The sequence below is a fragment of the Flammeovirga kamogawensis genome, assembly GCF_018736065.1.
In the GTDB taxonomy this organism is placed as follows: domain Bacteria; phylum Bacteroidota; class Bacteroidia; order Cytophagales; family Flammeovirgaceae; genus Flammeovirga; species Flammeovirga kamogawensis.
On sequence record NZ_CP076128.1, the window covers coordinates 1069411 to 1092212 of the forward strand.

At 32.9% G+C, this 22802-nt stretch carries 21 protein-coding genes; 7 read left to right on the plus strand and 14 right to left on the minus strand.

Features of this window, described 5'->3' with window-relative positions:
- Positions 1–29 precede the first annotated feature (29 nt).
- The 3 genes from KM029_RS04245 to KM029_RS04255 form a co-directional block, all read right to left on the minus strand.
- On the minus strand, positions 30–827 hold the full coding sequence (locus tag KM029_RS04245) for a type 1 glutamine amidotransferase (RefSeq protein ID WP_144075535.1): 798 nt from the start codon (positions 825–827) through the stop codon (positions 30–32).
- A gap of 27 nt (positions 828–854) precedes the next feature.
- Entirely contained in the window at positions 855–2000 is a 1146-nt protein-coding gene (locus KM029_RS04250) for a carboxylate-amine ligase (RefSeq protein WP_144075536.1), read from the minus strand.
- Positions 2001–2112: 112 nt separating this feature from the next.
- Positions 2113–3246 (minus strand): ATP-grasp domain-containing protein, encoded by a 1134-nt coding sequence (locus tag KM029_RS04255; RefSeq protein WP_144075537.1) that lies wholly within the window; start codon positions 3244–3246, stop codon positions 2113–2115.
- A gap of 277 nt (positions 3247–3523) precedes the next feature.
- On the opposite strand from KM029_RS04255, the gene KM029_RS04260 reads away from it, so the two are divergent.
- The 4 genes from KM029_RS04260 (at position 3524) to KM029_RS04275 (ending at position 8797) form a co-directional block, all read left to right on the plus strand.
- The gene (locus tag KM029_RS04260) at positions 3524–5176 is read left to right on the plus strand and encodes an alpha/beta hydrolase-fold protein (RefSeq protein WP_144075538.1); all 1653 of its coding nucleotides are present in this window, start codon (positions 3524–3526) and stop codon (positions 5174–5176) included.
- Positions 5177–5208: 32 nt separating this feature from the next.
- On the plus strand, positions 5209–6651 hold the full coding sequence (locus KM029_RS04265) for a M17 family metallopeptidase (protein WP_144075539.1): 1443 nt from the start codon (positions 5209–5211) through the stop codon (positions 6649–6651).
- Positions 6652–6809: 158 nt separating this feature from the next.
- On the plus strand, positions 6810–8030 hold the full coding sequence (locus tag KM029_RS04270; RefSeq protein WP_144075540.1) for an ATP-grasp domain-containing protein: 1221 nt from the start codon (positions 6810–6812) through the stop codon (positions 8028–8030).
- Between the two features lie 32 nt (positions 8031–8062).
- Entirely contained in the window at positions 8063–8797 is a 735-nt protein-coding gene (locus KM029_RS04275; RefSeq protein WP_184679462.1) for an esterase family protein, read from the plus strand.
- A gap of 42 nt (positions 8798–8839) precedes the next feature.
- Here KM029_RS04275 and KM029_RS04280 read toward each other — a convergent pair whose 3' ends face one another.
- Entirely contained in the window at positions 8840–11047 is a 2208-nt protein-coding gene (locus KM029_RS04280; protein WP_158631154.1) for a caspase family protein, read from the minus strand.
- Between the two features lie 255 nt (positions 11048–11302).
- Here KM029_RS04280 and KM029_RS04285 point away from each other — a divergent pair, with 255 nt between their 5' ends.
- Positions 11303–12925 carry an alpha/beta hydrolase family protein gene (locus KM029_RS04285; protein ID WP_144075542.1) on the plus strand — a complete coding sequence of 541 codons (1623 nt, stop codon included), beginning with the start codon at positions 11303–11305 and terminating at the stop codon, positions 12923–12925.
- Between the two features lie 172 nt (positions 12926–13097).
- Here KM029_RS04285 and rplI read toward each other — a convergent pair whose 3' ends face one another.
- The 4 genes from rplI to KM029_RS04305 all read right to left on the minus strand — a co-directional run bounded on the left by rplI (position 13098) and on the right by KM029_RS04305 (position 15291).
- Positions 13098–13541 carry a 50S ribosomal protein L9 gene (gene rplI / locus KM029_RS04290; protein WP_144075543.1) on the minus strand — a complete coding sequence of 148 codons (444 nt, stop codon included), beginning with the start codon at positions 13539–13541 and terminating at the stop codon, positions 13098–13100.
- A 34-nt stretch (positions 13542–13575) separates the two neighbouring features.
- Entirely contained in the window at positions 13576–13830 is a 255-nt protein-coding gene (gene rpsR, locus KM029_RS04295) for a 30S ribosomal protein S18 (RefSeq protein WP_126612765.1), read from the minus strand.
- Positions 13830–14198, minus strand: coding sequence for a 30S ribosomal protein S6 (rpsF, locus tag KM029_RS04300; RefSeq protein WP_144075544.1), 369 nt, complete (start codon positions 14196–14198; stop codon positions 13830–13832). Before rpsF ends, rpsR begins: the two co-directional genes overlap by 1 nt.
- Before the next feature lie 136 nt (positions 14199–14334).
- A complete protein-coding gene (locus KM029_RS04305) occupies positions 14335–15291 on the minus strand; it encodes a CobW family GTP-binding protein (RefSeq protein WP_144075545.1) in 957 nt (318 codons plus the stop codon).
- Between the two features lie 93 nt (positions 15292–15384).
- Between KM029_RS04305 and KM029_RS04310 the strand changes: the two genes are divergently transcribed.
- Positions 15385–16419, plus strand: a complete 1035-nt coding sequence (locus KM029_RS04310) for a guanosine monophosphate reductase (RefSeq protein WP_144075546.1) — start codon at positions 15385–15387, stop codon at positions 16417–16419.
- A 137-nt stretch (positions 16420–16556) separates the two neighbouring features.
- Here KM029_RS04310 and KM029_RS04315 read toward each other — a convergent pair whose 3' ends face one another.
- Positions 16557–17582 carry a rod shape-determining protein gene (locus KM029_RS04315; protein ID WP_144075547.1) on the minus strand — a complete coding sequence of 342 codons (1026 nt, stop codon included), beginning with the start codon at positions 17580–17582 and terminating at the stop codon, positions 16557–16559.
- A 265-nt stretch (positions 17583–17847) separates the two neighbouring features.
- Between KM029_RS04315 and KM029_RS04320 the strand changes: the two genes are divergently transcribed.
- Entirely contained in the window at positions 17848–19194 is a 1347-nt protein-coding gene (locus KM029_RS04320) for a hypothetical protein (RefSeq protein WP_144075548.1), read from the plus strand.
- Positions 19195–19264: 70 nt separating this feature from the next.
- On the opposite strand, the gene KM029_RS04325 is transcribed toward KM029_RS04320, so the two are convergent.
- The 5 genes from KM029_RS04325 to KM029_RS04345 form a co-directional block, all read right to left on the minus strand.
- Positions 19265–19891, minus strand: coding sequence for a hypothetical protein (locus KM029_RS04325; RefSeq protein WP_144075549.1), 627 nt, complete (start codon positions 19889–19891; stop codon positions 19265–19267).
- A 181-nt stretch (positions 19892–20072) separates the two neighbouring features.
- The gene (locus KM029_RS04330) at positions 20073–20459 is read right to left on the minus strand and encodes a DUF1987 domain-containing protein (protein WP_126612751.1); all 387 of its coding nucleotides are present in this window, start codon (positions 20457–20459) and stop codon (positions 20073–20075) included.
- 13 nt (positions 20460–20472) lie between these two features.
- A complete protein-coding gene (locus tag KM029_RS04335; RefSeq protein WP_144075550.1) occupies positions 20473–21051 on the minus strand; it encodes a SiaB family protein kinase in 579 nt (192 codons plus the stop codon).
- A 109-nt stretch (positions 21052–21160) separates the two neighbouring features.
- The gene (locus KM029_RS04340; RefSeq protein WP_144075551.1) at positions 21161–22006 is read right to left on the minus strand and encodes a CvfB family protein; all 846 of its coding nucleotides are present in this window, start codon (positions 22004–22006) and stop codon (positions 21161–21163) included.
- Positions 21999–22691 (minus strand): pseudouridine synthase, encoded by a 693-nt coding sequence (locus KM029_RS04345; protein WP_144075552.1) that lies wholly within the window; start codon positions 22689–22691, stop codon positions 21999–22001. Before KM029_RS04345 ends, KM029_RS04340 begins: the two co-directional genes overlap by 8 nt.
- Positions 22692–22802 lie beyond the last annotated feature (111 nt).

The following is a 22802-nucleotide window of genomic DNA, read 5'->3' on the forward strand; positions in this document are numbered from 1 at the left end:
ATTAGTTATAACTAATTAAGTGGTTCTTTTTACTTAGACAATGCTTGAATTGCATACTGTAAAAAAGAAGGAATTATTGGTCTAAATGCCATATTCAATCGACTTGGATCTTCTAAAATCTTCATCAATTTATTAAATTTATTTTCACCAAATTTTTCTATAATTCCCTTTTTCTGAGGATCTACACCAAAATAGGGAATTAATCCCTCTGCATCGGCTTCTGGATGGAATTGTGTTCCAAAAAACTCATCAGAAAATCTGATGGCCATCACAGCACGTTTATAATCTGTATGAGGTCTAATCTTTTCCATACAAACTATTTTAGCACCAATTTTATCTAATTGTTCTTGAGTTACATTCAATAATTGATGATCTCTAGAATCAATTGCATAAAAAGTATCTCCAAAAACAGATAAAAATGGGTCTTTTTTACCCTCTTCTGTTTTGTGTACTCTCATAGCACCAAAAGCTGTAGAATGCCTTTGAGAAAGCTGACCTAAACCGAAAAATCTACTTGCCATTTGGAAAGAATGACAAATAAAAAACATGTATTTTTTTCTTGAATTAGTTAGGTTATGCTCCCATAATTTTTGCAATAAATCGAAGTATCCTTGCTCCCAACCTTCCTCTTCTAAAGGATTTCCAGGTCCACCTGTTGATATATAAATATCAAATGATGTATCTGGTAATTGATTTTCTCCTCTTAAATCAAAAATTTGATAATCAACTTCCTCCTTTACTTCTTCTAAGATATCTTTAATACAACGCATTCCTTCGTTAGGAACTTTGTTATACATATCAATCAATGCTAATCTTAACCGACCCATTAAAAACTTTAAAAATGTTCTTTATAATTACACACCCACACTAGGTATTGTTAAATTCCAAGGCAATTTAGTATCTAAGTCCTTATTTGTTTCTTGAACAATGTATTTTGCCACATCTTCAAGACTATTAGACTGTTTAAATATTTCTAATTGTCTTCTAGCTCCAGTTCCTTTTTCTAATAAAGCAGGAATTGTTTCTAGAACATCACGGCTACCAAGTTCATCTACAACATCATCTACAAAATCAAGAATTTCTAAGATAAGTTGTTTAGAGTCTACTTCTTCACGTTTACCAAAATCAATTAGTTTACCTTCCAAACCGTATCTTGCAGCTCTCCATTTATTCTCGTTTACTAATGCTCTTCTGTAAATCCTGAACGACATATTTTGTCTCATCAATTTATCTAGTTTACAAACAATTGCTTGAACTAAAGATGCAATAGCTAATGTTTCTTCAGTAGTCATCTGCACATCACAGATTCTAAATTCTATTGTATTGTAGAAAGGATGCATACGGATATCCCACCATATTTTCTTCGCATTATCAATACAATTTGTAGTAGTTAGCATTTCTATGTACTCATCATACTCTGCTGCTGAGGCATAAAATTCAGGAATACCAGTTCTTGGAAATTTATCAAAAACTTTTGTTCTGTAAGACATGTACCCTGTATTTCTACCTTCCCAGAAAGGTGAATTTGTAGAAAGTGCAAAAATATGAGGTAAGAAATATCTCGCCTGATTCATTAAGTGTAACGCTTGGTTACGGTTCTCTATACCTACATGAACGTGCATTCCAAAAATTAAATTTGATCTTGCAGCATCTTGTAGTTCATTAACAATTTGATTGTAACGAGGGTCATCCGTCATTAATTGTTCTGTCCAAGAAGAAAATGGATGAGAACCAGCTGCAGCAATGTACTGATCTTGATCTCCTGCCATTTGAGCAGCCATGTTTCTAAGGCGAACTACATCTTTACGAGCTTCATCGATATTTTCACATATATGCGTTCCTACCTCAAGAACAGCTTTATGCATTTCAGGCTTTACATGCTCATGAAAATACTTCTTATCTTGATCTAGGATTTCATATAAGTGAGCCTTTAGAGATAAGTCTTCCATACTTACAGTTTGGAATTCCTCCTCTATACCAATTGTAAACTTTTTGCTCATAATAATTCAGTAGGTAAAAATAGGTTTTTAAAGATTATCAAGGGGGAAATAGTATAATAAGAGTTGCTAAGTATAATGTAAAAACTTAGCAACTCTTACTATTTATTAATCACTAAGCTTTTTTCGCTCTTGTCGATGTTTTCTTAGCAGTTGTTGCCTTCTTTGCTGGGGCTTTTTTTGCTGGAGCCTTTTTAGCTGCGGTTGTTTTCTTTTCTGCAGCTGTAGTTTTCTTAGCAGCTGGCTTACGTGTAGCTGTTGCTTTCTTTGCTACAGGAGCTTTTTTAACAGCCTTTTTTAAAGATTGTTGAACGCCTTCTTGTACATAAGTACCCCAAGTTAAGTTATCTTGTCCTTCTACTTGAGCCTCTGCTCTTTCAATAGCAAATTTGGCAGCATTCTCAACGATCCAGTTAAAGTTTTCTTGTCCAACAGACTCTAAACCTGCATCTGGTGCTGGGTTACAGAAATCAATTGCATAAGGAACACCATCTCTGATTGCAAATTCTACTGTGTTAAAATCGTATCCTAAAGCATGATTTAATTTAAGAACATACTCCTCGATTGTTTTCAATAGTTTTGGATCAGTTGGTTTGTCCTGATCAACTACATAACGTAAGTGGTGAGGATTTTCTGGAGCATAAGGCATGATATGTACATACTTACCTCCTAAACAATAACAACGGAAATACTCAGTAAATTTAATTTCTTCCTGAAGCATCATAACTAAACGCTCAGTTTCAGCATGTTTTTCAAAAAGCTCATTAGAATCATTTACTTTATAAACACTTTTCCAACCTCCACCATCATGTGGTTTCATGTATGCAGGAAAGCCGATATAATCAAAAATACTATTCCAATCTAAAGGGTAAGCCAAGTTTGTGAAAGAATCTTGGTTTGTGTCATCTGGCCATTGGTTAGACGGTAATAAAACAGTCTTTGGCACAGGTACACCAACTTTTAATGCTAAAGCATTATTGAAGAATTTCTCATCAGCACTCCACCAAAATGGATTGTTTATAACAGCTGTACCACAGATTGCTGCATTCTTTAAGAAGGCACGGTAAAAAGGTACATCCTGAGAAATACGGTCTATAATAACAGCATATTCAGTTGCTTTACCTTGGACTACTTTGTCGATAGAAACTGCTTCTGCAGAAATACCTTTAGGAGCAATCTCATTTACTTTATCAATAAAAGCTTGAGGAAAACTACGCTCCTTACCAAAGAGGATACCAATTTTTTTCATGGAAATTATTTAAATTGAATGACTAGGTTATTGTTATAATGGGTGGTGTGGGTCACCAAATCGCAATAATGAATAATAGATTTATCATTAAAATGAATTCATCAATTATTCATAACGAGTGCAAAGCTACAAAAACAATTATTAATCATTGTAAATTATTTATAAATTTTCTACAGTATTTTCATTTATTTGATGTATCATTGCAGTCGATTTAAGTTAGGGTACCCTAACACAGTGTATTAGACCCCTTACTTGTTGTTTTCAAATCAAAAGTTTAATGAATCACCATCAATCACAAAATAATGATGAAAATCAATATTTTGATCACATTGAACAAACCTATTATTCCAATTTCTTAAGAAGAGACGTAGTTCTTTCTATTTTTCTTCCTCATAAAAAAGAGCCAACTCCTATACAGGCTGCATTTTTTAATGACGGACAAGATATGGAGGCTGTTCAGATGTATTCAACATTAAATCATCTTTATGATCTTAAAGTAATAAACCCAATAGCGGTAATTGGAATACATTGTAGTGCTTTAAGAATTGATGAATATGGCTGTATTTCTTCTGCCGACTATATGAACAGAGGAAATAAAGCACATGATTTTTCTCGATTTGTCATAGAAGAGCTTATTCCATATTGCAGAAAAAGTTTTAATATTTCTACATCTCCAAAAGATATAGCTTATGCTGGTTTTTCTTTAGGAGGGTTGTCTGCATTAGATATTTCTTGGCATTACCCACAGTACTTTAACAAAATTGGGGTATTCTCTGGTTCATTCTGGTGGAGAGATAAACCGGCAGAGGGAGACTATAATGATGATATAGACCGCATTATGCACAGAACAATACAAAATTCTTCTAAAAAAGAAGGATTAAAATTCTGGCTACAAACGGGTACTAAAGACGAAACTTCGGATAGGAATAATAATGGCATCATTGATTCTATTGATGACACCCTTGATTTAATTAAAGAGCTTGATAAAAAAGGATATGACATCCATGACGACATTACTTATGTTGAAATAACTGATGGTGAACATAACTTTTATACTTGGTCTGCTGTTTTACCTAATTTTTTAACGTGGGCTTTTGGTGGTAATGATTATGTCAAAACTGACCGTCAGCAATTAGCTGAAAGAAGACACAAAATGTGGTTTCATTTAGATGCTATGGCAGAAGCTCCAAATGTGGATATCATGCTTATCAGTGATAAATTTGATATGCCTCAATTGGGTAAAAAAAGAGCTGTTTGGGCATTGTTACCAAAAGGATGGGATTCTTTCTCGGAACGTTACCCAGTAATGTATTTACACGATGCTCAGAACCTTTTCAATAAAAATGCTCCATTTGGTATGTGGGGTATTCATAAGGTAATGTCCGAAATGATTGATCAGGGTAAAAAGATGATTGTGATTGCTATTGAACATGGCGATGAAGAACGTATAGAAGAGTTTGCTCCTTTTGCTGATGAAAATGGTACAGGAGGAAGCGGAAAAAGATATATTAATTTTATTGTTGATACTTTAGTTCCTTACATAAACAGGAACTTCCCTTCTAAACAAGATAGGGAAAATACAGGTATTGGCGGAAGCTCTATGGGCGGCTTGGTAAGCTTGTACGCGGGCTTATATAGACCAGAAGCATTTGGGAAATACATGATTTTCTCCCCATCATTGTGGTATTCTAGTAAAATATTTGCTTTAGCCAAGAGGGTTACCCCATTCTTGAAATCTATGATCTATTTTTACGGCGGAGGAAAAGAAAGTGAAACGCTAATAGGTGAAATTGAGGAGCTCATTGAAATTTTAAAAGATAGAGGCTTTGAAGATCATCACCTTCCTTTAAAAATAAATCCTGAAGCAAACCATTCGGAAGCTGTTTGGGGACAAGAATTTGAAGAAGCCATGAATACACTCTTTTATTAACCACAAGAAATACTACATAAACCATATACATAATGTTAACCAATTTATTAATTGATAATACTGAATCTTGGGAAATTCCTTCATTGGTAATTTACACCGAGTCTACTTGGGAAAAACGTCTTGAAAGAGCTGCTCAAAAATGGAATATTTCTGTGCCTATCTTAAAAAATGATTTTCTAGCAAAAGCGGGAGAATCAATTGTTTTAAGAAATAATGATAAAAAAGTAACATTATTGGGTATTGGTGATTCAACCGCTTTTAAAGTAATTGAAGACGCTGTTAGAAAACATGTTTTTGCCAATAGAGATAAAGTTGGTAAATCATATACTTTAAATTTAAAACATTTAGGTGATCATTTAGAAAATGTCATCTCTCCTATTATATCTGGTGTATTATTAGGACATTATCAACTAAAAGGAATACCTACTCCTGTTGATATTCACCTAATTCTTCCAAAAGAAAATAGAGCAAAACATATTCTTCTTATAGAAGAAGCTAAAAAGGTAGCCGAAGCTAAATTATGGGCGATGTACCTTGTAGATACTCCTTCTAATATTATTGATCCTCAAGGATTTGCTGATGAAGTTGAAGCAAAGTCTAATGAATTTGGGTTTGATGCAACCACTTTTAGAAGTAGAGAAGGTTTAAAAACACTTGGATTACACGCTGTTCTTGCTGTAAATGCAGGCAGTAAAAACGAACCTTCCTTTTCTATTTTAGAATACACACCTAAAAAACCTGTCGCATCAATTGCATTTGTGGGTAAAGGTGTAACTTTCGACACAGGAGGAATCTCTATGAAGGGTTCACAAAATATGCATTGGATGAAATGTGATATGGGTGGTGCTGCTGCAGTAGCTGGAGCTATTGCTGCAATTGCTGCAATGCGTTTACCAATTGCTGTCACTGGTTTTATTCCTGCAACAGATAACATGGTTGATGGTGCTTCTGTAAAACCAGGTGATATCATTCAAAGTCACTCTGGAAAAACAATTGAAGTTATTGATACCGATGCTGAAGGTAGATTATGTTTAGCTGATGGTGTCTCTTTTGCATGTAAAATGAAAAACTTTGATCATGTAATTGATATTGCAACGCTAACAGGTTCTTCTGTTATGACTTTAGGTTATGAAGCTGGTGCAATGTTAAGTAACAATATTGAGACTGCTCAACTTTTAACTGAAGCAAGTATCTCTACAGATGAGAAAATATGGCAATTACCTTTATGGGATGTTTACAATAAAGGCATACAATCTGATGTGGCTGATGTGAAAAATTATCCTGGTAACCCTGCTGCAGGTGCTATACATGCTGCTAAATTTATAGAAGCATTTGTTCCAGAAAATACAAATTGGGCTCACCTAGATATTGCCGGAGTAGCATTTGCTGCAAATGGCTTTGGAAAAGATAGAAATGCAACTGGTTTTGGTGTTCATTTATTATTAGAATTCGCCAAAATTATTGCTAATCAATAATACAATTACCCTTTCCTCAAGTTTTAATTGAGGTATATAAATAATCAATCCAATGTATGTTTGGAAGAAAATTCTTTTTGATTTCAACTTTTTAAGAGGTGGAATTCAACTTTAATAAACCTTCCAAACATACTTATTTAAACCTATTTTATAATACAATGAGTCATCAAAGACCTTTATCGATTCTGTGTGTTTCTTGTTATTTCAAAGGTGAAGATTTCCTTATCGGAGCAAAAGAAACTGGTGCAAAAGTAACTTTACTTACTGTTAAGGATTTAGAACATCACGCTTGGCCAAAAGATAGTATTGATGAGATGATATTTAGTGGACAATCTGCAACTGATTGGAATTACGAACACGTTATTAAAGGATTGGCTTACAAATTTAGAGAAGAACCATTTGATATTATTGTTGCTTTAGATGATTTTGACGTTGAAAAAGCGGCTTATCTAAGAGAGCATTTCAGAACTCCTGGAATGGGACAAACAACTGTAAGACATTTTAGAGATAAGCTTGGTATGAGAATGAAAGCTAAGGACCTTGGGTTACCTATACCTAAGTTTACAGGTCTTTTCTCTAATGAAATGATTCACCATTTTCTAGATAATGTAGAAGGACCTTGGTTAATTAAACCTCGCTCTGAAGCATCAGCTTCTGGAATTCAAAAAGTACATACTCATCAAGAATTTTGGGATGCAGTAAATGGACTTGGAGATGAAAGAGATGATTTTCTTGCTGAAGCATTCCGCCCAGGAGATGTATTGCATGTAGATAGTTTATCATTAAATGGTAAAATAATATTCTCACGTGCACACAGGTACATGAATACTCCTATGGAAGTTGCTCACGATGGTGGTGTTTTCAGAACTCATACAATGGAACATGATGCAAAAGAAACTGAAGAAGTATTGGCTTTAAATGAAAAGTTATTGAGTGGCTTTGGTTTAAAACATGGAGCATCTCATTCTGAATACATCAAAGACCACGCTACCGGAAAATACATCTTTTTAGAGACTGCTTCTAGAGTTGGTGGAGCAAATATCGCTGAAATGTTAGAGGCATCATCAAATGTGAACCTTTGGAAAGAATGGGCTAAAATTGAGTATGCTGTAGCAACAAATACTCCATACAATTTACCCGTTTTAAGAAATGACTATTCTGGAATCATTGTTTCATTAGCAAAACAAGAATGGCCAGAATTATCACATTATAACGATGCTGAGGTTGTTTGGAAGATGAATAAGCAATACCACGCTGGTGTTATTGTATCTTCTGAAAAATTAGAAAGAGTTACAGAACTACTTGAACAATATGCTTCTCGTTTTTATGAAGACTTTTTTGCAACGCTACCTTCTACAAGAGATAGACCTGCTACTTAAAAAAATACAAATAAACTTTATTACATACTACAATGAGAAGAGATATTGGAGGGTGGCATAGTCCACGTTTAAATAAATGGATGGATATTGTAAGTTATGGTCACTACGGACCTGCATTACTTTTATTCCCTACTGCTGCGGCAGATTTCTTAGAATACGAAAGATTTCAATTAATTGATGCTTTAAGACCATTTATCGATGCTGGTAAACTTAAAGTATATTCTATTAATAGTATTAATACTGAGTCTTGGATGAACAACCAGATGAATCCTAGACATAAAGCAGAAAGACAAGAAGCGTTTAATCATTACATTTATGATGAAGTGGTTCCTTTTATTTTTAATGATTGTGGAGGACACACCCCTATAATTTTATCTGGAGCTTCTTTTGGTGCTTTACATTCAGCTAATATTTTCTTTAAGCGACCTGATTTATTCTGGGGCTTAATAGCAATGAGTGGGGATTATCAATTACATTCTTATACTAAAGGGTACTCTGATGATCTTACTTTCTTTAATTCACCTTTAAGTTACTTACCAGGGTGGAATGATCATTATATCATTGATCAATTAAAGCAAAAAGAAATTGTTTTGGCTACTGGACAGGGAAATCATGAAAAGCCTTCCGCTGCGATAGAATTATCTCATGTTTTAAATGCTAAAGGTATACATAACCATTTAGAAGTTTGGGGGCATGATATTCATCATGACTGGCCTACTTGGCGTCAAATGTTACCTCATTTCTTAGGAAATTGGTTTATTCATTAAACACAAAAAAGCCTATCAAATTTAAGTTTGATAGGCTTTTTTTTAGTTAACTTCCTCTCCGTAAAAGGTATGCTTTTCTAAATACCAATTACTTACAGAATTTGTTTTCCTAGTATCTTCTTCTTCCAAGAGAGACTCTAAAGAAGCATCTTCTCCACTTCCTCTAGACTTCACACCTGTCTGATTAAAAATTGAAGTGTCTATAATAGCACTTGTTGTACTTAACATCAATATATTATCAGTAGTGAAAGGAGGAGAAACAGCTAACTCACCTGCTTCAACTAACTTAATGATATTTTTATAATCTCCTTTTTCTTGAGCAATTTGCTCTGTATTATTCTCTACAGATGCATTTCTATCTGGAAACAGCAGCTGCATACTCCCATCATTCTCTAATAAAAAGATATAAATATATCGATCTTCATTATTCCAATTATCATATAATTTTTCATCTAAATAAAGAGAAACTGTATATACTTCACCTTCTACCAATGCTCCCTGAGAAATAATTTCTCCATTAGATTCTTTCATTAAACCTAATTTATATGGGAAACAAGCGTTATTAGGAGGAACATCCATTGTTAGCCAACTCTTCACTTCTCCTAAACGAAGTGCATAATCAGATAATAAAACAACTTTTTCTTTACTTAACCAATCTGTAATTTCTGGTAATGGGCTATGATCATCTTTATTTGTTGCAGATGTTCTTAACCAAGCATATTCTAAAGTATTTGACTGATTGTATTTACCAATTAATTGATAATCACATCTAGTGTCTGTACCTACTTTTTCAACTTTAGCTTGACCAATCAAAGCACCTTCAATTTCTTTATAAACAGCTTCTGATGGAGGTATTTCGATAAATATTTTTCCAGTCACTTTCTTACTCTTTATATATTTATCTATGTCTGATGAAGAAGGTACATTACTAGAAAAGTTATCTTTATTACCATGATTTAAAACTACCCATTGACCTGAGTCTTCTTTCTTTATTAAAAGATCAATTTTAGTATCTAACGGATCATCAGCTAAAAGACGCTTATTTCTATAGTATTTTGATAATTCTTTTACCTTTTCTAAATCTGTAGAATTTATACCTGCAGCACTGTAATTTACCTTAAGCCTATTTTTATTATAAGGAGCCCATTTTGTCACTTTTAAAAGGTCACCTTCTGATAACTCCTTATCACCTTCTATAATTTTGCAATAACTCCCATTAACACCAAAGAGTGAAGTTACTTCTACTACAATCCCTTTTTCACCATGTGATAATTGTGTACCTGGAACAACGCCAAGAGCACTTCCTCCATCTAAAGTGATTTTGTATTTATTTTCCGCATCTACTACCCCAATTTGTACACCAACAGAAGGATCTGCAACTCCTCCAAATAATGGAGCTTTAATTCTTTCTACAGAGGCTTCAATAACTGGATCCTGTCTTGGAACAGCATTATATAAAATAATAGAATTTACTCTTTTAAAAACATCTTCTGCAGACTCGTTTACATTACTTGCTTGCATTGCTTTAATCAAAGCATAAGTAAACACGCCATGAGATTGCCCTCTTGAATCTTTATATTCTTTCGCAAATTGATAATCTTGAGCTGCTGATATTACAAGTGCTCCTCTTTCAGCAGCCGATTGTTTTTTCTCGAATTTAGTATCAATATCTAAATCAGATACTGGAACATATCTAGACTTAAGTTCATTAGTATTGATTTTTCCTCTTGTACCAGATCCACTAAAACAATTATCGAAAATGACGGTTAACTCACCATTTTTATCAAGTATCTGGTTTAAGAGATCATTTATTTCAACATCTAAAAGATATTCATTCGTTCTTAATACATCAGAAGGTACAATTGCTTCATTTTTCTTATCTAACTCATAAAATTGAGAATTGGTAATTTGAGCACCATGTCCTGCATAATAAATAAAAATTTGATCTCCAGGATTTGTTGATTTAATCAATTGATTAAACCCTTTAAGAATTGCTTTTTTAGTTGTGTTTTTTTCACCTGCAAGCAGCTTCATATTTTTCTCATTAAAGCCATACTTAGCTCTAAGAATGTCATAAACTGCTGATGCATCGTTTACTGCTCCATCTAAATTTTGCCATTCTGCAAAGCGTTCGGTCTCAGAATCATAATATTTATCTATACCGATAAGAAGTGCTCTTTTTTCAGAGGCTATTGATAGTAGAGATAGAGATAAAAAACAACAAAGTAAAATATGTAATTTAGGTTTCATTCTTATTTTAAATTGACTTAATTGTATTATGTGTAGAAAACAGTAGTATAAATATAACATAATTATACTTGATGAAGGAAAATACATTCGTTAATTCTATATGCAGAATTTAGAATAACTGATATCATCTTTGTATATACTTTATATTTACAACTAAAAACTATACCGTATTAACTCACAAATGGTATATAAATTGCCTTATTTTTTAATTATTACATTATATAGGTGACATTAATTTCATCTAAAACAAAAAGTATGAATCGATTTTTTTTTACATTAAGCCTAATATTTTTTAGCATTCAGATTAGTAATGCTCAATGGAAAAATGAAAACATTGAAGGTAAGTGGATTGGCACAGCTGATTTTGAATTGTACCCTGATTTAGTTTTTGTAAATATTGATTCTTTAATTAAGGTGAAATTATTTTATCACCAAGAAGAAACCAATAAAGTAGACAATTATAAAGAAACGTTAGACTCTTTAACTTTTCAAATTGACACACCTTCAATGGCTGCTACATATAAAGGAGAAATTCTTAACGATAGTACCATTATGGGATACCTTGAAGTTGGTTACAAAAAAATTGACTGTAATTTAATTAGAGTCACTCCTATTACCATAGATGACTTAGGAAGTCTTTTAGGTTATTTTAGTTTCGAAGATGGACGGATGATTCAAATTGAACCTTTTTATATCGACGGTACAATTCACCCACTTCAGATTCTTGATTTTAATAATGGAAAAAAGAGAATTTTATACCCTACTTATAAGGATAATAAACAAATTACATTTTCTGCAGGCTTAAAAATGGCTTCATCATATCCTACAGATTTTACCATCACATTATTTAAAAATGAAAATGGTGAAGCTGTAAGATTACAATATGACTCCTATACTGAAGGAACTTCTTTAAAAGAAGGTAAAAGACTACAAGACCTTGCAGATTATAAAGATATCAGTATTAAAAATGGTGATATTCAAATTGAAGGTACACTTACTTACCCTAATATTGAAGGAGGAAAGTTACCGCTAGTAATTTTTGTACCGGGTGCAGGTGAACAATTTAGAGGTAATATTTTTGATGAATATGTAAGAACTCTGCCTTATTACGGTATTGCTACATTTGTCTATGACAAAAGAGGATGTGGCGTATCTACAGGAGATAGAACAACTGCGAACTTTAATGATTTGGCAGGAGATTTAACTGCTGTTATCGAGAAACTAAGAAAGACAAAAAGAATTGATAGTAAAAATATTGGTTTAGTTGGCTTTGATCAAGCTGGGTATGTTATGCCAATTTCAGCCTCAAATAATGAACATATTAAGTTCATTCTAAATATTTCTGGTGCTCTAAGCAAATTTGCTGATCAGGAAAAGCAAGCATTAGAAAAGAGGTTAAAAGCAGATCTATATACGGAATACGACATCAAAATTACCTTAGATTATCAAGAGTTATTAATGCAATATTTAGAAACTGGTATAAAAACACCTGAACTGATTGCTGCTCATGATAAAATCATTGTAACACCAATGACCGAATATGTTACTACTTTTGATGAAGAAGAATATATTGCATGGTGGAAAAGATATTTTAAATTTGATGCAAAACCATATTGGGATAAAATCAAAATTCCTGTTTACACGTTATATGGAGCCAATGATAACTTATTAGACCCTACACTCAATTTAGAGAGAATGAAATCATTCAAAAACTCAAAATATTTTGAAGGTAAGGTTTTTCCAAAGGCTAATCACTTTCTTTTAACAGGAGGTAAAAGAGGCGATGTTCAGTTAACTGAAGTTGAAGGTTATCCTCCGTTCTTATTTAAAACAATTAATGAATGGATTGGAGTACAAGTTGGTTTAATTAAAAAATAATTATACATCTAAAATGATTTAAAGGGTACTACTAATTTTAAGATTAGTAGTACCCTTTAAATTTCACAACCAAAAAAGGCTTTCCCAACCGAAGTTGAAAAAGCCTTTTAAGGAAAAAACTCAAATAATAAGATTGCTGCCTAACGGCAGTAAATTCTTTTAATTTGAAAAACTATGCAGAAACTACTTCTAAAGTGATTTCTTGCTGAACTTCTTTATGAAGATCAAGTACTGCTTTGTACTCACCTAACATACGGATCTCAGAAGAGAAACCGATACGCTTACGGTCAATATCAAAACCTTGAGCTTTAAGAGCGTCAGCCACTTGAAGTGGAGTTACTGCTCCGAAGATTTTACCACTCTCACCAGCTTTAGCTGTAAGAGTAAGTGTTAACTCACCAATTTTTGCTGCTAACTCAACTGCATCTTGCTTAACTTTTTCAAGTTTGTGAGCAGCTTGCTTGATTTCCTCGTTTCTCATGCTGATGTTAGCTGTAGTAGCTAATTTAGCAAAGCTTTGAGGGATCAAATAATTTCTACCATAGCCAGGTTTAACATTAACGATGTCGTTTTTGTAACCTAAACCTTTGATATCTGTTGTTAAAATTACTTCCATTTTTTTAGAAAAAATTTCTAGTTATCGTGATTGATTACTTTAAACCGTCTGCTACGTAAGGTAGAAGAGCTAGTTGACGAGCACGTTTCACAGATGTAGCAATTTTCTTTTGGAATTTTTGCGAGTTACCTGTTAAACGACGAGGTAAAATTTTACCTTGCTCGTTTAAGAATTTTAATAAGAATTCAGAATCCTTAAAATCGATGTATTTCACACCGTACTTTGTAAAGCGGCAGTACTTTTTAGTACGCTCTTGCTTTCTGTTGATAGGTTCGTTTTGGAGACTCATTATGCTGATTTTTCTTCAGTTTCAGATTTTTTTGACCATTCGCCATTTCTTCTGCGCTCGTTGAAAGCAACACCGTGCTTGTCAAGAGATACAGTTAAGAAACGTAAGATGTTTTCGTCACGCTTCAATTCTAATTCGAATCTTGCGATGATTGACGGATCTGCTTTGAATTCAAATAAGTGGTAGTGACCAGTTGACTTTTTGTCAATTGGGTACGCAAGCTTTCTGAGTCCCATATCTTCTGATGAGTACACGTCTGCACTTGCCTCTTTCAGATGATTTTCAAATTTAGCAATAGCCTCCGTGGTTTCGGAATCGGACAACACAGGTGTCACGATGAAGACTACTTCATAATGCTTTAATGCCATTTTCTTAAATTAATTTTTTGAAAAATTCAAAAATTCAATACCCCGAACACTATTCGGGTCTGCAAAAGTAAGAATTTATATTTCTACAACCAACATTTTTATTAAAGTTGCTACTTGGTTAACAAGAATTCACAGCTTAACGCTGAAGAATTGTCTTAATTTTTTTCTCAATAGCCTCTCTCTTTATTCCTTTTCCTATAATAACAATCTTATTAAGTCGCTCCTCTTCTACGTCCCACTCACTGCCTAAAATTATTTTCGACTCGTTCCTAACACCTTGTACTATTACTTTATTAGCTTCTCCTGTAATATTAAATATACCTTTAAACCTATAAATAACTTCAAATTGCAATTGTAAAAGTACCGACAGCCACATCTCTAATTTTGTAGCATCTACATTTCCTTCAAAAGTGAAGGAATATGAAACAGTATCACCATGATTATGAGAATGTGCTCCTGCTACAAAACTAGCCCTCTCCTCTACTTTATTAGATGAAAAAGCATTTAAATTTAAAATATCTTTTTGAACTACCTCCCCGTTGTAGTTTTTCTCGGTTAAAGCAAGAGGATTTATTAATTTACACTGAAATAGAGCCTGTTTAATAGTGTCTTCATCCACTTCATCGCATTTAGAAAAAACGATAAAATCACTAAATGCGATTTGTTTTACAGCTATATCGTCTTCTTTTATTGATTGAATAACATTTTTAACATCAACAATTCCTACAGTTGCATTTAGTTCAAATAAACTAGCAATACCAGGGTCTCCTACAAATGCAGCTGCTACAGCACTAGGATCTGCTACTCCTGTTGTCTCTATAAGTAAATGGTCAAACTTTTTTCCTGAATTTAATAAATTACGAAGTACATCTCTTAGCTCTCCATTTAATGAACAACAAATACAACCATTTGACAACTCAAATATATCTTCCTGATTATCAACTACAAGACTTCCATCAATTCCTACTTCGCCAAATTCATTTTCTATTACAGCAAATTTAGATTCAGGATATTTTTTAATTAAATTATTTAAAAACGTAGTTTTTCCTGCACCTAAAAAACCTGTTATTAATGTTACTTTTATTTTTTCCATAATATATATTTACACTTTTATGGCTTAAAATTACAAACAGTTTTCTATATTTGTCTGTTTTGTGAATAAATAACTACGTTATAATTTTTCAGTATGAAAATTAGAAAAGCCTATAGTTTCGACGACGTGTTAGTCGTGCCCAAGTACAATACAATCAAATCTCGTAGAGACGTTAGTTTTAGGACTAAAGTTACTAAAAACCACCATATAGATATACCAGTGTTAATTGCAAACATGGATACTGTTTGCGAAAGCAACATGTGTATTGCAGTTGGTAGACTTGGCGGTCTTGGTGTTTTACACCGTTTCTTAACAATAGAAGAACAAGCTGACGAGGTAAGAAAAGTAAAAGCTGAAGGTTTACTTTGTGCTGCTGCTTTAGGTATTAAAGATTATGAAGAAAGATTAGCTGCTCTTGCAGAAGCTAAAATAGACATCATTGTTCTTGATATTGCTCATGGACACTCTGAAATGACAAAAGATACACTTCTTTTCATTAAGAAGAACTACCCGCAAATAGATGTTATGGTAGGTAACATTGCAACAAGAGATGCAGCAGTTGACTTCTTAGAATGGGGTGCTGATGCATTAAAAGTTGGTATCGGACCAGGTTCTATGTGTACAACACGTATTATGACTGGTTCTGGTGTACCTCAATTAACTGCAATTGATGACGTTTATCAAGCAGTTGGAAACCGTATTCCAATTTGTGCAGATGGTGGTATTAAGCAACCAGGTGATGTTGTAAAAGCAATTGGCGTGGGTGCTGACAACGTAATGGTTGGATCAATTGTATCTGGAACTGACGAAGCTCCAGGCGAATTAATCACTACTACTGAAGGTAAATTCAAAACTTACAGAGGAATGGCATCTTTTGATGCTGCTATTAGTAAGTTGAAAAAAGATAATAAAAAATCAAGAGAAGTAATTTCTGTTGAAGGTGAAAAAACTTTAGTTCCTTATAAAGGACCTGTTGAACCAATCATCAAAAAATATTTAGGTGGTTTAGCCTCTGGTATGACATACCAAGGTGCTACAACTCTTGATGCTATGAAAGGTAATGTAGAATTTGTTGAGATGACTACATCCGGTCTTTACGAAAGTAAAGCACATGGTGTAAGAAACTAATTCTTGTTATAATAGCAAACTAAGCCTATATGTGTTAAAAGCAGGTATAGGCTTTTTTATTTTAAATAATTTATGTCATAAAAAAACCCCACAGCTTTTAAGAACTGTGGAGTTTTTACTTTGTATAAAAATATATCTTAAGTCATTAAAACAGCTTTAAAATCATCAAGATTTTTCAATGCCTGACCGGTTCCTCTAACTACCGCTCTTAACGGATCGTCTGCAACATGAACAGGCAACTTTGTTTTAATAGACAAACGTTTATCTAATCCTCTTAATAGAGCACCTCCACCAGTTAAGTGAATACCTCTATCGTAAATATCTGCTGATAATTCTGGAGGAGCAGTCTCTAAAGCCCTTAATACTGCTTCTTCAATTTTAGAAATTGATTTATCAATAGCATAAGCAACCTCAGAATAAGTAACTGTAATTACTTTTGGAATACCTGTCATTAAATCACGACCACGTACTTCAAAAGGTTCAATTTCTTCATCTAGCTCAGTTAAAGCAGAACCTACTTCAACTTTAATTTTCTCTGCAGAACGCTCACCAATTAATAGGTTGTGCTGACGGCGCATATAATCAAGAATATCTCTTGTAAATACATCACCTGCAGTTCTAATAGACTGATCTCCTACAATACCAGAAAGAGCAATAACAGCAATTTCTGTAGTACCACCTCCAATATCAACAATCATACTACCTACTGGTTGTTCGATGTTAATACCAATACCAATAGCAGCAGCAATTGGCTCAGGAATCATGTATACCTCTTTAGCTCCAGCATGCTCAGCAGAGTCCCTTACGGCACGTTTTTCTACTTCAGTGATACCAGAAGGAATACAGATAACCATTCTATGAGAAGGAGTAAAAAACCTTTTACCTTGATTAATCATTCTGATCATACCACGAATCATTTGTTCAGCAGCGTGGAAATCAGCAATAACACCATCTCTTAAAGGTCTAATTGTACGAATATTTTCATGCGTTTTTTCGTGCATTTGCATTGCCTTCGTACCAACGGCAATTACTTTTCCATTCTGACGATCCAATGCAATAATTGACGGCTCGTCCACTACTACTTTATCTTTCTGAATAATAAGTGTATTGGCTGTACCTAAATCTATCGCTAGGTCGCTAGAAAAGAAATCAAACAATCCCATATATATATTATCTTTGCTATCAGTTTCAAGTTATTAAGACAACAAAAATGCTGATAATTTATTAAATTTTCTATTTAATAATCAACTCATTTAGTGTCAGCTTATTTTTCAACTTTGCAAAACTGCAAAAACTACCTCTAAATAGAAAGTATGTGTTGAAATTACATTAATTTTTTTACATCTGTTTTGGATTTTATCTATGCTTTTTCATTCAAACTGATTATTATTGAAGTGAATTAGAGAAAAAAACATAAAAATCGATCGAATGCATCTTATTGAACTTTATACTTTAGAGAATAATGACCGTCTAGATTTAGTTGAACACAACATTTCTCCAGAACCTGGTGATTTTATTTTTTCTAAAAATGAATATGAGTTCCTTAAATCATTGTACGACAAAAGCGAGTTGTATGATGCTAGCCTATTCCCAAAATTCTCGGAAGAAATTGCTAAGGAAATTAAAGCGTTATTAGATGAATGTGATTTTAACGAAAAAAATCGCACATCAATTAAGCACATCCTTGATAAAGTAAATTTAAACGAGGAACAGCATAAGTTTATTCAGCAATTAATAACAAAGTTGGATGAAGTAGAAACTGATTGGGAGTATGAAGATGAAAATCGTTGGGAATTAATAGAATCTCTAAAAAATATTAGCGTCTTGTTCATGATGAATGAGATAGAAAGAGAATTTGGAGATGGCGAATTAACGTCTGCCACTACCCTAACCGATGACGAGTTTAAATTATTATCAATAATTCATGAAGATGAATCAAAAAATAAGGCTGAAGAAAAAGTAGGTAACCTTACTTTCAATTTAGCTCAATTAGATTACATCAGAGAAATAATAACAACTCTTGAATATCCAGAAGATACACCTTTGGATGTACAACAAGAAAACTTCATTCTAAATATTTTAGAAAAGTGTTCGCACCTAAATGAAGAGGAACCTAATGAATTCCACACTTTTAGTATTCAAGAATTGTTCGAAATAGAATCTGCTTCTTCAATTACACAAGATGATTCTTCTATTTTTGCTGACAATAACTTTTCTAAAGCAGAACTTAAATTATTAGATGCGGTTTTCAATAATAAAGGATTTATTAGAATTGGTGATTCAAAGTATTCTAAAAAGCAACTAGAAAGTTTAAGAGGAGCTTTTAACGAAGAAATTGAGTGGGATAGTGTTAAGAAATATTTCAGTGAATCTCAACAAGAATTAATATCACATATTTTCTTGGTATATGATAACCAATTCTTGATTGAAGACGAGGGAAATTCTGACGAAACAAAAATTGATATTGAAGTATTCTATCTTATGGATCAAATAGAACGAAATGAAATGGAAAACATTGGTAGTTCTATCAGTTCTTTAATTTTTGATGATGCTCAATACGCACTTCTCGATGCAGTATTTAAGAATAAAAAATCGTTTAAAGATGATTTGCTTAAAATAAATATTAAGAGAGGTGATCTTGATAAAATAGAAAAGGTTTTTGATCAACTACCTTTATATCAGAGTGACAAATTAGTAATTTCTTTACCAAAAAATGCAAAGAAATTTGTAGACAATCTGATTCAAACTGCAATAATTAATGATCCAAAGATCTAAAGGACATCTATAAAAAAAATCCACTAGAATCAAGTTCTAGTGGATTTTTTTATACACCTATAATTATTTACTAAAGTGCTACATGTATACCAATTTGGGCACCACTACCAATAATTAACTGTAAACCAATTTTATCATTAAAGTGGTATTTACCACCAATTCCTAAACCAATCCATAAAGGTGATGATGTACTTCCATTATAATCTTCATTGTGATTATGGCTACCATCGCCAACATATTTATAAGAGTTGATTGCAAAACCAATATCACCACTTGCAAACACATCCCACTTAGGGTGTGAAATATTTAAGACTCTATCTGCGTACCATCTAAATCTAGCTCCTAAACCAATTGTACTGTGTCTCCAATCATCGTTATTATGATGTTGGTGAATATGTGACGCATATGAAAGTGATGGAGCTACAGTGAAATCCTTAGCTAAATGAAACTCATAATCTAACTGAATACCAGTTCCACCATGATTCCAATAAGAAGCAAGACCTACATTTAGGTGATGTACTCCTGAATAATTTCCTGCTGCAGATGAAGAACGTTTCTTTGAAGACCTGTTTGAATTTGATGATGACGAACTTCTATTTTCATCGTCGTCTTTATTTGATTGTGCGTTAGCGTTAATAGTCATTCCTAACATTAAAAATGCAAGAATTAGAGAGAGGTTTAATCTTAGAGATTTCATTGAATAAAAATAAGTTAAATTTTAATACAATGAATAGACATTCATAAATAGGCATTCGACAAAAAACAAAGCCAACATTAACACTTGTAATGTTTTTAAATAATTCAAAGAAAAAATTGCAATAAAAAAAGCCTTCAAGAGTAGTCTCTCAAAGGCTTTATATATATCTTAAATTAATTTCTTAATCTTCTTCTTCTAATACATGCATATGAATTGGCAGCTTGATAACTTCTTTAAAGTCTTCGCCAGATTCTTGCATATCTTCATCATCCTCTTCATAATACCAATTCACTTCAACATCATGTCCGCTTGCTTTTAAAAACTCTAACTTTCTAAAAACTTCAACTAAACATTTTGAAGAACTTGTATTAAAATATTCTAAACGAACATCAAATAAAGTCTTAGGCTGAGGTTTAGTATTATATTCATCAAGCCATTCAAATAAAGGCTTATAAAACTCAATTGAATTTTCTGGGATTGATCTCCCTGATATTAGAAAATGACCACTCTCATACTCCATTTGTATCAGAGGCGTCTTCGGTGTATCTTTCTTTAAAAAATCTTTCATTTTCGAAGTGCAATTAAATTGGCACGCTTACTTTAATTGTGAAAAAAGAGCTTTGTTCATTTGTATCAGTGAACTCATAATCAAGTTTTTGACCTGACTTTCGGGCGATATCAATAATACCAAGTCCCGCACCTCCTTGTTCAGAAAAATCTCCATTACTTAGTACTTTCCTGTAACGCATTTTTAGTTCGTCAACAGAAAGCTCATTAATAGAGTCAATCCTTTCCTTTAGAAAGTTAGCTGTCTCAATAGGCACGTAATTACCTGCGACAATGTAATAAGCGTCTGCCCCTTTGGACAACAAAAACATAACAATATTTGTAGGCGAGTCACTAGCCTTCATTGTGTCAACACCTTCGAAATGGTGGAAAATATTTTGTAATATTTCCACTGCAATCACATTAATTCGTCTTTGTAGCTTCATTAATGATTCATGTTCTGAAAGCGAATCTTCAACACGACTAAGTATCTCTCCTAAGATATCATCATTCATAATGCCTTTGAACGCAAATAGTTCCTTACCATTTGCCCCACGCATTTTATCATATAGAGAATTTACTTCTGAATGCACTTTAATAATAGTGTTATCCAACTTTTACCGAGTCCTCATTTTAACAATAAAAGGGATGTTTAAATAATCTTTACAATTACCTCATCTTTACTTTATTATCAAAATCTTTTTGATTAAAAAATTAATTATTTTAGAAATTAACTAGTTCAGTACCTTCCTCTGTGAACTTAATTAAGCCCAATTTATACAAATAACCAAGTAGTTGCTTAAATTGTTTTTTACTCATTTTAAATTCACGTTTAATCTCATTCGGGTGACTTTTATCGTTGAAAGGTATTTTACCACCTTTCTTACGAATTTGCAATAGTAATTCCTTTGCTGTTCTATCTGTGTCGTCAGAATTATATCCTTGCTTTTGTAAAGATAAATCTAATTTTCCATCAGGTCTTACCGAAGTAATAAAGCCTTTAACTTTACTTCCTATTTTTAACGGCTTAAATACCTGATTTTTATATAGTAACCCAGTCCATTTTTTATTTATGATACACTCATAACCAAGCTCGACTTCTTGAGCGATATACATATAAACTTCTTGGTTTCTTTCAAAGCCAGATGTGTCTTGCGACAAAAATTTATACAGTTTATTTGAAGCAAAAACCCTACCTGTTATTCTGTCTCTATCAACATAAACAGTATAAAGTTGTCTTTTTCTCATTGGTTCAGTTTGCTCCGAAAATGGAACAAAAAGGTCTTTAGAGATGCCCCAGTCTAGAAAAGCACCCATTTTATTGGTGTCTTTACACTCTAATGTAGTAAATTCTCCGACAATTCCCTTAGGTTTTTCATGAGTTGCTACCCATCTTCTCTCATTATCTGTATAAATAAATACATTTGTGGTCTCTCCAACCTTTAATTCACCTTTTGCAAGGCGAATTGGCATAAATACATCTTCATCTTCTAATGTAAAGAAATAACCGAAATCTGTAATTCGTGCAACTTCTAAATCTATATATGCGCCTGCGAGTATTTTACTCATAATTTATTCCTATTAAATTCAATATTTGACTAAAATCTTGAGGTAATGAAGATTTGACACACACCATTTTTTTAGTATATGGATGAACAAAACTATAAGATGATGCATGCAGCCAAAGACGATCTAATTTAAATTTCTCAAGCATCATATTATTATGACGATGATCGCCATATCTTCTATCCCCTATTATTGGATGATTTTCACCTCTTAAATGTAAACGTATCTGATGTGTTCGACCAGTATATGGTCTACTTTCTACCAAACTATAACGTGAAGTAGGATAAGGCCCAACAGGAATGTCTAACTCTACATTCTGTATAGGTTTTATCAGTGTTTTTGCTGATTTATATACCTTATCGTATCTATTTTTAATATGGTTTGTTAATAGCTTTTCTTCTAATAAATGCCCCCGTACTAGAGATAAGTATCTTTTTTCTACTTCACCATCTTCGTTATTCAATTTCTGAAATTGTGCCGTAGCATCAGAAGAAAAAGCAAAAATTAGAACACCTGAAGTTGCTCTATCTAACCGGTGACAAGGATAAATATATTTACCTATTTGATCTCTTAACTGAAATATAGCAAAATCACCCTCATTCCCAGTTAATTCGGATGGATGCACCAATAATCCCGAAGGTTTATTAATTGCTATATAATGTTCATCTTGGAATAAGATTTCTAACATTTATTAAATAAGTATAAAGAAAAGACAAAATTTAAACAAAGACACGTACATTACGTAACTATAAGTGGTTATATTTGCCAATGAAGAACAAATATACAAGGTCTGTTTTCA